Raw genomic sequence first — 250 nt, forward strand, 5'->3', positions numbered from 1 at the left:
AAGCTAATGCGCCTTCGTCTGCCTCAACAAACTATGTACCTATGAAATTCTTACAAAATAGTAGAGGGAGGGACAGGCGCAGGGGCTTAACACAAAAAATGGCTTTAAGTTTCTACTTATTTGATAAACGAGTAATTATGAATTTACACTACCTAGTACACCGTTTGTAGCTGTCATTGCAATAATGACACAACCCCACATATGTTTGTACGCTGTCACCATGTCATCACAAGTGAAGCGAATTTTTGTT

This window comes from Fredinandcohnia onubensis, assembly GCF_002734285.1.
In the GTDB taxonomy this organism is placed as follows: Bacteria; Bacillota; Bacilli; order Bacillales; family Bacillaceae_L; genus Ferdinandcohnia; species Ferdinandcohnia onubensis_A.